The organism is Candidatus Xianfuyuplasma coldseepsis (assembly GCF_014023125.1).
Classification (GTDB): Bacteria; Bacillota_I; Bacilli_A; order Izemoplasmatales; family Izemoplasmataceae; genus Xianfuyuplasma; species Xianfuyuplasma coldseepsis.
Map to the genome: position 1 here is coordinate 1914459 of NZ_CP048914.1, position 13518 is coordinate 1927976.

Consider the following 13518-nt stretch of genomic DNA (forward strand, 5'->3'; position numbering starts at 1 on the left):
CTCCTATCGATCGATTTCTGGCGAACAAACACCCATGGTGTCTACCCATAATGCCGCATCGTCAATTCGTGTTCCAGGAAGGTATTTTTCAATACCCAACAATCCCTGTGGATAACTTGCTCCACGGACACCAACCCGGTAGGGATGTGTCCCACCATTACTAACCATATAATACCCAAATTCACCCCGAGATGATTCAACACATGCATATGCATGTCCTTTTGGTACGGTCCAACGCATCGATTGACCTTTTGCGATCGGAACGCGGACGTCACCGTTTGGCATTTTTTCCAAACACTGACGAATGATTCGAATCGATTGCGTTAATTCAATCAATTTAATATTTACACGACTTCTCGCATCGCTATATCCACTAACTGGTACATCGAACTCCACTTGATCATACCGCGCATACGGTTGAACTTTACGCAGGTCGTATGGCTTGTTTACGGCACTACGCATACCTACACCGGTAACACCGAGTTCCCATACGACTTCTTCAGGTAACATAATGGTGTCGCTAATCCGCTTCAAAATGGTTGGATTTTCAATTCCAATATCACGATATTCAGTATAACGACTTTCCAAATCATCTAAAAAGTCATGAATATCTTGTTCAATTCCAACTGGTAAATCTTTTCGAACTCCACCGGGAACGATGTATTGATGATACACACGATGACCGGTAATTTTCTCAAAAATATCTAAGATTCGATTTCTGTCCGCATGGGCATGGTACATGATTGTATAGTTTCCAGTAGGGCTACCAAGACCACCATACGCCATTAGATGGATACTAATTCGAGCGAGTTCCAATATAATCATCCGGATCCAGTGAGCTCGTTCTGGTACTTCCAATTTGGCTAATTTTTCTACTGCCATGGCAAATGCCATCTCATTGATGTCTGGTTCGACGACACAAACCCGTGGAATCAAACTTATATTATTCACCCAACTATGACGTTCCATACCTTTTTCAAATCCGCGGTGTAGCATTCCTGGAAGTAAGTACGATTTTTTAATGATATCGCCTTCCACATACATATGTACCGACGCATTTCCATGCATCCCAGGATGCTGAGGTCCTAAGAATAATTTCAATTCACGCATTATTTACGACCTCCTTTACCGATTGTTGTAATTCGCTCTTTCCGAGCTTCACGTTGTTTTTGTTTACTCGATTGATTATTCAAAACCGTATGGCGATCTTCATACTCACGTTTTGCAAAATGAGCATCGCTATAGGCTCTGGGATCAAAATCCTTACGTAGGGGTGGAATATCATCCCACTCTTCCAAGATTAATTGTTTTTCAAAATCTGGATTTCCAGGAAACTTGACACCAAAGAATTCATGGCATTCACGTTCATAGTATTTACATCCTGGAAAGATGGATAAAACACTGTCCATTTCCGGATGTTCTCGATCGATGCGCGTCCGAACTTGAATATGGAGTGCTTTGTCCCAATTCATCACGATATAGACCAATTCAAATTCGTTGTCTTCTAACCAATCGATGGCACTTAAGTAGGATAATTGAATCCATCCCGCTTGTTTTAACATCGATAATAAGCGATGGACATCATCACGTGTTACTTCAAAGCTGATTTGATATTGATCTACGACTTCCGTTTTCAATACTTGGAATTTCGATTCAACAAGTTCTCTCGCAAATTCAACGCTATTCATGGAACTCATCCTTCACTTCAATGGATCCGAGTGAATCCAGTTGATTTTTCTTATACCATTCGTAGTTTTCGTGATATCGTTTCCAACCATCTGCTTTTTTCGTTTTAATGAGTTCCATTAAATCGATGAAGCCATTCATAACGGCTTCGGTATTTGGCATACATCCAGCTACGTATGTATCCACCGGGATGTATTGATCCAATTGGTTGATTACCGCATGGGAATCATGATAAATTCCACCATTAATCGTGCAACTACCAAAGCCAACCACGTATTTGGGTTCACTCATTTGTTCGTAGGTATAGATTAAACGTCGCAACGTTTTCAACGATAAGTACCCCGTCACAAGCAATACATCCGCTTGACGAGGAGTTGCCATTGGTCCCATACCAAGGCGTTCCATATCATATGCCGAGGTCATTGCAGGTGGTAATTCAATCGCACAGCAACCCGTACAATACATTAACATCCATAATGAGTTACGACGGAAAAAGTCTCCTATTTCCCACCATTTACGATCGACCTCTTCCTTGGTCATCGGACTATATTTTGTCGACAACATATTAAATCACCAACCCTAAATAAATTGCCATAACGGCTTGAATAACGGCCAATAACAATGGCCATTTGTAGAAGAATACAACAACTTGATCGATTTTAAACCGACCGTTGACATAACTAATTAAGTTCACAAATGTATAAACGGCAACATACTTGACTAAGAAAATAATTATATTCTCTGCACCACCGAGGAACAAGTGAACAAATAAACTAACTTCAATAAATACGGTAATCTCATGCATGATAAACAACATACCGAGTTGTTTTCCACCATATTCAACCATTGGTCCCGATGCAATTTCTGCTGGAGCAATATAGGTTTCAAATGGTTTTTTACCAAGCATTCCCATCAAGCTTAACACAGCGACGACTCCACCAATTGGTAAGGCGATGATAAACCAGTTGAAATCGCCACCTAATTGTTGTGCTTGGGCAATAGCAGAAACACTGGATTCACCGGTTAAATTGATGATTGTTAAGACAATAACCATAAACGGTACTTCGTACGCAAGCATCGTCGTTAACGCGCGCATAACACCAATACTAGCAAGAGGGTTCCCACTACCACTAGCACTCATGGCCATACCTAACATCCCAACTGCAATCAAGTAGACAAAGATGAAGAAATTGTCAAACCCTTCAAACGCAAGTAGGTTATTCGTAATCGGCATAAACATCGCTGTTGCGATAATTCCACCAAGTGCCATAATGACACCAAAATCAAAAATCCAACCATGACTCGTCGCCCGTTTTGACAACAACTTAAAGATATCGATGAACTCTTGGTACCATTTTGGTCCATATCGTTTTTGTAATCGTGCAACGACTTTACGATTCAAACCAGCCACACTGGTTTGAAGGACAAAACCAAATAATGCAACGCCAAGACCGGCGATAATACTTAGACCGATACTCATACGACATCACCCCACAATAAGAATAGTAATACCAGGATGATCCAAAACACCGTAATCTCTGGTTTATATGTAAAGAAGAAATACCGGACAACTTGTCCAAACTCTTTTACCTTATACGCTAGGTTTTTATAGAAATCCTTCATGATGGTTGTATATTGATCATACAATCGCTCTAACGGTGCATAGAAATCCGTTGTATAGTGTAGCAACTGCTCGTTATACACAAAATTACCGGCAGTATACGTATCCGTTAATTCTACTTTTCGTGATTTTTTAAGCACGATGAAAATGATGAATGCGACACCAACCCCAACGGCAAACATCCCACTAATTAACGCGGGTTGTAAATTCCCATTGTTACCTTGAATGATGAAATTCCCATCTAATCCAAGAGGACTAACACCAACTTCACTAAGAATCTTATTGATATACGACAATACAAAATTGGGAATAACACCAGTCACAACATTCAACAAACTTAAGATAATCATTGGAATCAACATCAAGAAAGGTGCTTCTTTTATGGTTGTTTTGTACTCAGATAATTCCTGTCCTAAGAACAATGCCGCAAGCGGACGGAACACATAGAGGAAACTACCAATACTACCAAAGAATGTCGCAATACTCAGGATGATTAATCCTTCGTTAATCATGCTTTGGAAGATCAACCATTTACTGATGAATCCACCCATTGGTGGAATCCCAGCCATACTGATAATCGCAATCAAATACACCATGTAACTAATTGGCATTTTATGAATCATCCCACCAAGTTCCGACATTTTCGTCGTTCCTGTTTGACGATTCACGGCACCAATGGCCAAGAAGGCTGCGGTACTTGCTAACGCATGGGCAAGGACATGATAAAGCGCCCCACTAACACTGGTATCCGTCATTACTGCTAAGGCTAAAATGATGTACCCTCCATTACTCATTGATGAGTAGGCAAGTAGTTTTTTCGCATCATCTTGACGGATTGCCATCAACGTACCAAATACAATCGTCAGTGCGCCTAGGAACCCCACAACATATTGTCCAAGGGTTAAACCTAAGACATCAATCATGGGTCCTACGGGACTAAGCCGAAGCAATACTAAAACCGCAACAAAAGCGCCCATTTTTTCTAGTCCACCACTGAACACAGCGGTAACTGGATCGGGTGAAGACCCGAGAACTTTCGGTAACCATATATGAAGTGGAAAGGCACCGAGTTTCGCAAATCCCGCAATAATCAAGAGGACAAATACAAGATTTTGTTCACTACCACTAACGATTCCAAGTGCGGTATAGATATTGGAATCTGTACCGCTTAAAATGAATAATGCAAATAATAAACTAAAACTTCCAAACGCACTAAATCCATAATACCATGCGGTTGATTTGATTCGTTTTCCGAGTGGAATGAGGAACATACTACTCCAGACGACCAACTCGAAATAGAAGAAAAATCCTAATAAGTTGGTTACAAAGAATACCCCAATCACACCGGCTAAACTAAGTAAATATAACATGCTATACAGTGCCGGATACTTCATTTTCCCAACAAAATATGGATTGAAAAATGACACCATAAAGAACACAAAACTAACGAGTGCAGCAAAGTAAATCGATGCATAGCTTTCTGCATATGCAAACGCAGGAACAAGATTTGACGTAACGTCCAATGTTCCGTTTAGTCCATAATACGCAATACTCACAAAGACAAATCCACTTGCCACTATTGTTATAGCACTTCCTAATACTTTATGAAGGGATCCAAGGACAAAAGCAATGACTGCACTTGTAAAAACACCAAGGATAACGAGTTCCAAACCTGCCATTAGATGCCACCTCCAATCGATGCAATAACATCAAAGTATAATTGAACATAACTACCAAATACGACAAGAATACCAGCAATAACTAAGATGACATACACTTGCAACTTGGTAAACGATAGTTTTGGTGCTTCTTTTTTGCTGTACCAGAAGGAAACAAGCATTTTAATGAAGTACACACCTTCTACAACACTACTGAGTAGTATAATCGCTGGGAACAGTAAATTATCCGCAGCAAACAACGCTTCTAATATCGATAACTTCACCAGGAATCCCGCAAACAATGGTAATCCAAGAACACTCAGAACAACGGCACTAAATCCAGCACCAACCCACTTGTTCGCGGCAAAGACACCACGTAAATCGGCAATCTCGTCCGATCCAGTTTGTGCACTCATCTGAGCTATCACGGTAAATAATACCAATTTACTAAAGACATTCAAGGTCACAAAGAGTACCCCAATTAATGCAAATCCATACACAAACATCAAGACAGCAATCCCCGCTTGGGCAATGCTGCTGAACAACAGTACTTGACGTGCTTTTGTACTTGCGTATGCCATCGCTTCCCCAGCAAGAATACTAAATCCAACTACCACCGATACAATCAGCATCAATTGATCACTTAATACAAATACGCTGGTTAACAATCGACCAAAGACAAACAAACTAGCACCCGCATAAACTCCGGCAATCATTGGACCACTCAGGGTATTCGCATGACCTAAAATTCCTTTCACCCATGCGTTGAATGGTACTAATTTTGCTTCGACTCCCAATCCAATAAACATCAACAAGAACGGGAAGGCAACAAGAACCGGATTCACACCTACCAAGGCATCGGCCATATCTGCCATGTTCAACGTACCAAACATGTTATATAAAATGATTAAACCTAATAAATACAAACTACTACCGACCGTTCCAGCAACTAAATAATGGAACGTATGCAATGGCTTTTTGTTGGTTGAACTAATTAAATATGCACTGATTCCAGCAATTTCCAAGAAAACAAACAAGTTGAACAAATCACCGGTTAATAAGAGCCCATTTAATCCTGCCAAAGCCACCAACAGAATCGTACCCATTTTTTTATAGTCACAAAAGTTCATCGCTGCAATCAGGAAGAACGCAATGTTCGTCACATATAATGCAATTTGACTATATTGATCCAATACTAAGACAATTCCCCATGGGCTCTGATACCCACCGATTAGAATCGTTTCTTGTGGTACGACCGTTAACAATACAACCAACGCTGCGGATACAATCAGCATCAAATAAGGGGCTACTTTTTTAGATAAAATACTTAAGAATGCGGCCAATAAGGGAATCGCAATAAACAATACAGCACTCATGTTATTCCTCCCCCTTAATCTCATCTAAATCAAATGTACCATATTGATTGTAGATGTTTTTTGCAAGCGCTAGTCCTAGTGCTGTCGTACCAACACCGATGACAATTGCCGTTAAGACCAATGCTTGTGGTAGCGGATCAACAAATGCGACCGCATTGGTAGGATATGTACTAGTGAAAATTGGTGCAACACCATCTGTAACATACCCGACACTAATAATAAAAATATTCAATCCTATTTCTAATACATTGAGCGAAATGATGATTTTAATCACATTTCGTTGCGTTAATAATCCATACAATCCTAACATGATGAGGATAATCGCTACATATTGCAACATATTACATAGCCTCCTCTGTTAAGAAATGGTCGATAATTCCCGAAATTTCACTACCTACTTTTAATCCGATTAGGACATATACAATCGGAATAATTCCAGAACTAACCAGTTCACCTAGAATTCCATTATCAAGGAAATTTATCAGGAAGTAATCAAAGACAAACAATCCAACTAAACCGATAATGACATATAAGCTACCCGCAATACTTTCCAGTACTTTAAACGACTTCACTTTCGTTCGAAACTCGTCATCTGCGAGATACAGCAGTAAAATACTCGACGCAATCATCGTTCCTCCTGGGAACCCTCCACCAGGTGTTAAATGTCCATGAACAATGATGAATACTCCAGTCATCAAGATGATTCCAAATAATGCTCTTGAACCAACTTTGAGCATGAAGTTCGGATGGAAATCCAACTCCATTCGTTTGGCTTTGGACGTTGCAAGTAACAAAGCGACTCCTAATGAACTAATAAACAACACGGTAATTTCACCCAACGTGTCAAAACTACGATAATCGGCAACAATCGATGTAACGATATTTGCTGGACCGCTTTCAAGATCTACGCTCTCACCAAACTCAACACCACTGTTTGCTCCATTCACATCACGATCGATAAACTGTTGGGAAATACGATCAGCAACACGGATATCTCCATACTCGACAAACAAGGCATTTCCTTGCAAGCTCAGTACAATTAAGACACCGAGTGCAGCGACGACGATAAAACTGAGAAATTGTTTCATTGTTTACGCTCCACCTTTCGTACAGATAATAAGGTAAAGACAAATAAACTCGTTACAAGTCCACTACCAATGACGGCTTCAGTAACCGCAACATCCGGTGCATGCATCATTACAAATGCCAATACACTTAACATTGACATTGCTGATAAAAACATCACCGTTTTAATCAAACTTTTGACATTGATGGCTAAAAAGGCTAACACGACAATGAATATTCCCAGGATAAGTTCAAGTACACTAACGAGCATCATCGTCACCTCCAAACCATTCTTTCAAATCATCTTCAACAACATTATCCGGTGCCCCATACGCTTTGTAGGTTGCTTTGGCAAGCACACTACTTCCAATCGGGTTGGATAGGGCAATAAAGATAATGATTAACACAACTTTTAACAACCACTCAGGATGAGCGATTCCAACACCAATCAACAGACTAAATGCACCAAGCGTTGTCGCTTTGGTACCAGCTTGAATTCGATTAAATGTATCGGGCATCCGTAACACGCCAAGACCACCGAGGAAATAGAACACTCCACCAATGATCATAAATACATAACTACTAATCTCAACGATGGTCATGATTTCCCTCCAAATATCGTGCAAAGACGATGGTTTCTAAGAATGCTAAGATTCCATAGACAATAGCAATATCCAAATACAGACCATTATCAAATACGAAACTAAGTAAACCAATGGATCCAATAACGATGACATTAAATGTATCTAGGGCAACAGCTCGATCCGATACTTTCGGTCCTTTAATCAAGCGAATAACGGCAAACAACATCCCAGTTGCTACCAGACCAAATACGATATAATTCAATACATCATTCATTTGAACACCCTCCCTAGAATCGATTCAAATAACGCACTGATATGTGCTTTGTGCTCTTCTTGCGTTGAGCCTTTAACATCAACGGTATGAACATATAAATCCTGTTCATGAACATCGACGCTTAATGTACCAGGTGTCAATGTAATTGAGTTTGCTAACATCAATTTTGCAAAATCACCCTGCAATTCGGAATCGATTTTAACGAATCCCGGATTGAGGGGAATTTTCGGACTTAATACCCGACGTGCAACATCAAGGTTAGCAAGCAATAATTGCCAGATAAAAACTGGTAGATATATCACTAGAAAAATGACAATCCGTAGTGGCAATTTGAGATCAACTTGATAATTGACATAACGCGCGATAATTATCGTTAATATCACACTGATCAATGCACCTAGTATCAGTTCCTGTACTGCAAATCCTGCTAATAAGACATAGATTGCAAAGAGTACAAGAAACGTTGCTACATATTTCATAATGTTCCTCCTTTAGTTTGAGTGTTCTTATATATTTTCATCTTGACGGCGAAACTGCGTTCTTCAGAGAATGGCCAAAATAGCCACTTACTCCGTTGTTCTACGACTTTTTCGTCAAGGTTATATAGACCATAATCTCCAAGGCCAATACCATATTTATTCACATAGCCTTCATAGATTTCATCCATCACATCTTTACTTTTGATTCCATTTTTCACTCGCAAGTAAAAATCACTTCCATTATTGAGTTCAAAGATATCGCTGAGTACCATCAGGTACCCGTCCTTTTTAAGGAGTTGGAGCACATTATCATTAAAACGATCAATAATAGCCGGCATTTCCTCAAGCATCTTTTCTTCGAGGTACTTCAGAAGGTGCTCCGGATATCCATGGCTACGGAGTTCGCTACACTCCAGTAAAAATTGCTGATACACCAATTGCGTATAAATCGGACTGACATAGACAACGTCATGCCTGTGAAACTCTTCTTCTAAAAAACGGTACTCGACAATCGGTGATAGCTTCTGTTGCAGAATTTGATCGAGTTTCTCATACGACTGCGTCGTGGCAACACGAGCCTTAAAATCTTCAAAAAACAACGCATCATCAAAACCGGTATATTCAACCTGCTTAATTTGAACTGTATGTTGGTATTTGTCCCATTCTTGTATCGAGACAAGATCCACATCTGTCAACACTACATGAGAGAAATGCTCAATAAAAATAGGCAAGGAAAAATCTTTACATTTTCCAGCGCCTATTATACATGCACGTGATTTCGATGATAATGTACGTATCAATGAACGAAGTGACATATCGACTTGATCACGAAATTCATTACCTGTATGCTGCGGACGTTGATAGCTTTGATTTAATCTATGATTAAACGCTTCAATTTTACTCATATTTCATCACCACATCAACATTATAACAAACTAAGTTTGTGATACAACTAGTTATTTTGTATACGAATTTAAGACCATATTACAACCTAATGGTTTAATGGCTCAATGTGGCTAAATAGTATGAATCAGTGATTTATATAATTATAATTTTTATGTATATTAAGGTGCATATGCACATAATTAGAAAATATTCTCTTTACTATCAAAAAAAAGAACACCAATTTGGTGTCCTTTAAGAGCTAATACGTGATTTCTCAACTTGCTCATTTTTGAATTGATTGGTATAGAGTTGATAGTATTTACCGGTTTCTTTAATCAGTTCTTGATGGGTTCCTGATTCAATAATGTTACCATCTTCTAAAACCAAGATGCGATCACTTGTCGTAATCGTCGATAACCGGTGGGCTACCACAATACTTGTGCGATTACGCAATACAACTTCAATGGCTCGTTGAATGCTTTTTTCGGTTTTCGTATCGACACTGCTGGTTGCTTCATCAAGGATGAGAATTCGGGGATTTGCAATCAGAGCTCTTGCAAAACTGATCAACTGTTTTTGACCGACGCTTAAGCGTGCTCCACCTTCACCAACAACCGTGTCATACCCATCTTCAAATTCGATGATGAAATCATGGGCTTCGACAAGTTTCGCGGCTTCGATGATGTCCTCCATTGTTGCTTCTTCGTTACCGTATTGAATATTATCTTTAATCGTACCGCTAAATAAATGCGGGGATTGAAGCACATATCCAAGGTTCGCATGGAGCCATCCTAAACTGCGATCTTTGTAGTCTCTGCCATCGATGAGAATCGTGCCATCGGTTGGTTCGTAAAAACGACAGACAAGGTTGACAATGGTCGATTTACCAGCACCGGTATGACCAACCAAGGCAATGCTTTCTCCTTCGTTAATCGTTAAGTTAAAGTGATCCAGTACCTTTTCTCCCTTGTCGTACTTAAAGGTGACATCGCGAAACTCCACTTTACCGTGTAATGGTTCCCAGTTCTCTCTTTTAAAGTCAATCGCGTCACCATAGGTGTCAATGACATCCGGCCGATCCCAAATATCGGGTTCGGTTTCGATTAACGACATCAATCGTTCGGCAGATGCTTGGGCTTGTTGAAAGCGAGCGAGAATATTTGCAAGTTGCATAACGGGATCAAAGAATTGTCCAATATACATGATGAAGGTAGCCAATGTGGCCACTTCAATGATATCCAACGCAATCCGATTTCCACCATAATACATGACAACTCCCGTTGCAACCGAGGCGATAAACAATATCGTTGGAAAATACAATCCAGCAAACATCGCAGCTCGAATCGAGTGTCGTTTCATCGTCGACGTTTTGCGATCAAAATCGCGATAATTCTGTTCTTCTAGTACCAATGTTTTTGTGGTTTTTGCTCCAGTAATTCCTTCATTAAAGGCACCAGTGATTTTCGAATTTTCTTTCCGAATTTTCCGATATGCATGTAAGATTTTCTTGCGGAAGTAATAACTGACAAGTAATAGTATCGGCATAACCGCTAGTACAATGAGGGCTAATTGCCAATCTGTTAGTAACATTGCTATGGTGATAAAAATCATCATTAATGATCCCCATGACATATCAATCATACCCCAACTAAGGATTTCGGATAAGTTCCGTGAATCACTCGTCATCCGTGCCATAATCCAACCTACAGGTGTTTTATCGTAGTATGAAAACGGCAATTTCTGCAAGTTATGAAAGGCCTTTTTACGTAATGTATACGATAGTTTTTGTTGCAGTTTTCCCGCATGGATAATGAAGGTATATACCATCGATCCAATCACAATCATCAGGACAATGTATAGACCGATAAATAGTGGTAATTTACTGAGATCTTTATCCCCAGCCATCAAAATCGCATACCGGTTAATTTGGGGGTACACTGCATCTACAGCAGCAAGCATGATTGCTGCAGCAACACCGACGATCAGGTGTTTCTTAAATGGCGTCATCATCTTGAAGATTTTAATCCAAATTTCAAGGTCAAACTTACTCTCAGTATATTCTTCTTCGTCAAAGTAGTTATTCATGTGTTCCCACCTCTCTTTCCAATTGTTGATAATCGTACTCGATGTTGGTTTGAATGTCCCATAATTCATTGTAAATACCTTGTTGTGCTAACAACTGATCATGGGTACCCATTTCCACAATTTCACCTTTGTCGATCACAATAATCTTGTCGGCTTCCATTGCCGTGGTTATGCGATGAGTAATAATAAATACGGTTGTGTTTTTCCAGTAATCGTTTAAGGCACGTCGGATTTGAATATCAGTTTCCGTATCAACAGCACTTAGACTATCGTCAAAAATCAATACCGGTTTGCTGTGGAGTAGCATTCGAGCAATAGCGACACGTTGCTTTTGGCCACCACTGAGTGTTACACCTCGTTCTCCAACAATCGTTTTATATCCACTTTCAAAATTGACAATGTCTTCATGTAAAGCGGCAATGGATGCTGCTCGATAGACTTTGTCCTCTTCGGCATTCTCGTCCATGATTCCAATGTTGTCATACACCGTACGACTGTACAGGAATGGTTCTTGCATAATAATACCAACATTTTTCCGTAAATGTTTCTTATTGATGTCCTTGATATCGACATCATCAAATAGAATGGATCCACTGTTATAATCCAACAGTCGTACCATCAAGTTAATAAGCGTAGATTTTCCGCTACCTGTTTTACCGACAATCGCAACGCTCTCACCACGTTCAACGGTAAATGAAATGTTTTTCAATAGCGGTTTGTGGTCATCGTCAAACTGGAAGGTCACTTCCTTGAACTCCACTTTACCAGAAATAACCGGTTCAAAGGTCGCATCATCTTTATGTTCACTTGTTTGCAGTACAATTTCATCCAATCGATCAAGGGCAACGGTTGTTTTCCCGAAATCACCAACAATCCGTCCTAATTGACGAAGTGGCCATACAATCATCCCAATAAAGGATAAGAAGGCAATGTACTCACCGAGTGTCAGTTCATTATTTACTGTCATAACGATACCAACACTTAAGGTGATCGCGTACTGAATAAAGATGATAAAATCCGTCCCACCCCAGAAGTACGCCATCAATTTTAATAATCGAATGTCTTCTTCATAGTAGTTTTGAGAATCCTCATCAAATTTAGTTATTTCGTATTGTTCTTTTGCAAATGCTTTAACAACACGGATTCCAGTAACGCTTTCTTGCAGGGTTGTTGTCATTTTTGCTTCTGCTTCTTCGACACGTTTGAATACTTTCTTAACATAGATGAAGTAAACGAATGCTGCGGCAAAGATAATCGGTGTTACGATTACACTATATCCCGTCATTTTCGGACTGATTAACATCATCTGAAAGATGGTAAAACCAATCAAGAAGAACAATCGGAAAATCTCAATTAATTGTTCCCCGATAAAGCGGCGATAGGTATCAACATCGGTCGTACAGCGCTGAATCAAATCTCCTGTTTCAGCATGACTATGATAGGTAAAGCTTAAATTTTGCAGTTTGTTGTATAACGTATTTCGCATGTTATATGCGATATTCTCTGTAAAATACGCGTTGATCATTCGGCGACCGAACATAATTACAACACGAATTAAAGTAAAGGATACATAGACGATTGCGACAATTAGTAATTGGGACCGAATCGTATCTCCTTGTAAAAATACTTGGATAAATTGTGGTAATGGTGAATTGATTCCATTGAATATCGTATCAACGATGTGCGTCATGAATAATGGTGACAACGTACGTAGATACTGTAATGAAACCAGTAAAAGAACCGCGATCAAGTAAATTAATCGATAGCCTTTCATCCATTTTGTCATTTGTTTCAATCGTTTCATC

At 39.6% G+C, this 13518-nt stretch carries 15 protein-coding genes; all 15 read right to left on the bottom strand.

The annotated features are described in order from the left end of the window. Window positions 1-3 precede the first annotated feature (3 nt). On the bottom strand, window positions 4-1110 hold the full coding sequence (locus G4Z02_RS09385) for an NADH-quinone oxidoreductase subunit D (protein WP_258877762.1): 1107 nt from the start codon (window positions 1108-1110) through the stop codon (window positions 4-6). After that, window positions 1110-1688, bottom strand: coding sequence for an NADH-quinone oxidoreductase subunit C (locus tag G4Z02_RS09390; RefSeq protein WP_258877763.1), 579 nt, complete (start codon window positions 1686-1688; stop codon window positions 1110-1112). Before G4Z02_RS09390 ends, G4Z02_RS09385 begins: the two co-directional genes overlap by 1 nt. Next, the gene (gene nuoB / locus G4Z02_RS09395) at window positions 1681-2226 is read right to left on the bottom strand and encodes an NADH-quinone oxidoreductase subunit NuoB (RefSeq protein ID WP_258878720.1); all 546 of its coding nucleotides are present in this window, start codon (window positions 2224-2226) and stop codon (window positions 1681-1683) included. The genes G4Z02_RS09390 and nuoB overlap by 8 nt, the downstream gene beginning before the upstream one ends. A 25-nt stretch (window positions 2227-2251) precedes the next feature. Beyond that, on the bottom strand, window positions 2252-3166 hold the full coding sequence (locus tag G4Z02_RS09400; RefSeq protein ID WP_258877764.1) for a respiratory chain complex I subunit 1 family protein: 915 nt from the start codon (window positions 3164-3166) through the stop codon (window positions 2252-2254). After that, on the bottom strand, window positions 3163-4986 hold the full coding sequence (locus G4Z02_RS09405; RefSeq protein ID WP_258877765.1) for a proton-conducting transporter transmembrane domain-containing protein: 1824 nt from the start codon (window positions 4984-4986) through the stop codon (window positions 3163-3165). Before G4Z02_RS09405 ends, G4Z02_RS09400 begins: the two co-directional genes overlap by 4 nt. Then, complete coding sequence (locus G4Z02_RS09410; protein WP_258877766.1) at window positions 4986-6341, bottom strand: complex I subunit 5 family protein; 1356 nt, start codon at window positions 6339-6341, stop codon at window positions 4986-4988. The genes G4Z02_RS09405 and G4Z02_RS09410 overlap by 1 nt, the downstream gene beginning before the upstream one ends. A gap of 1 nt (window position 6342) precedes the next feature. Then, window positions 6343-6681: a sodium:proton antiporter gene (locus G4Z02_RS09415; protein ID WP_258877767.1), complete on the bottom strand. Its 339-nt coding sequence runs from the start codon at window positions 6679-6681 to the stop codon at window positions 6343-6345. Between the two features lies 1 nt (window position 6682). Next, window positions 6683-7429, bottom strand: coding sequence for a hydrogen gas-evolving membrane-bound hydrogenase subunit E (mbhE, locus tag G4Z02_RS09420; RefSeq protein ID WP_258877768.1), 747 nt, complete (start codon window positions 7427-7429; stop codon window positions 6683-6685). Beyond that, on the bottom strand, window positions 7426-7680 hold the full coding sequence (locus G4Z02_RS09425) for a hydrogenase subunit MbhD domain-containing protein (RefSeq protein WP_258877769.1): 255 nt from the start codon (window positions 7678-7680) through the stop codon (window positions 7426-7428). Before G4Z02_RS09425 ends, mbhE begins: the two co-directional genes overlap by 4 nt. Further along, a complete protein-coding gene (gene mnhG, locus G4Z02_RS09430; RefSeq protein WP_258877770.1) occupies window positions 7667-8008 on the bottom strand; it encodes a monovalent cation/H(+) antiporter subunit G in 342 nt (113 codons plus the stop codon). The genes G4Z02_RS09425 and mnhG overlap by 14 nt, the downstream gene beginning before the upstream one ends. Beyond that, a complete protein-coding gene (locus tag G4Z02_RS09435; RefSeq protein WP_258877771.1) occupies window positions 7995-8264 on the bottom strand; it encodes an MrpF/PhaF family protein in 270 nt (89 codons plus the stop codon). The genes mnhG and G4Z02_RS09435 overlap by 14 nt, the downstream gene beginning before the upstream one ends. After that, the gene (locus G4Z02_RS09440) at window positions 8261-8743 is read right to left on the bottom strand and encodes a Na+/H+ antiporter subunit E (RefSeq protein ID WP_258877772.1); all 483 of its coding nucleotides are present in this window, start codon (window positions 8741-8743) and stop codon (window positions 8261-8263) included. The genes G4Z02_RS09435 and G4Z02_RS09440 overlap by 4 nt, the downstream gene beginning before the upstream one ends. Further along, on the bottom strand, window positions 8740-9648 hold the full coding sequence (locus G4Z02_RS09445) for a hypothetical protein (protein WP_258877773.1): 909 nt from the start codon (window positions 9646-9648) through the stop codon (window positions 8740-8742). Before G4Z02_RS09445 ends, G4Z02_RS09440 begins: the two co-directional genes overlap by 4 nt. 232 nt (window positions 9649-9880) lie before the next feature. Continuing rightward, window positions 9881-11713 carry an ABC transporter ATP-binding protein gene (locus G4Z02_RS09450; RefSeq protein ID WP_258877774.1) on the bottom strand — a complete coding sequence of 611 codons (1833 nt, stop codon included), beginning with the start codon at window positions 11711-11713 and terminating at the stop codon, window positions 9881-9883. Continuing rightward, window positions 11706-13517 (bottom strand): ABC transporter ATP-binding protein, encoded by a 1812-nt coding sequence (locus G4Z02_RS09455; protein WP_258877775.1) that lies wholly within the window; start codon window positions 13515-13517, stop codon window positions 11706-11708. The genes G4Z02_RS09450 and G4Z02_RS09455 overlap by 8 nt, the downstream gene beginning before the upstream one ends. Window position 13518 lies beyond the last annotated feature (1 nt).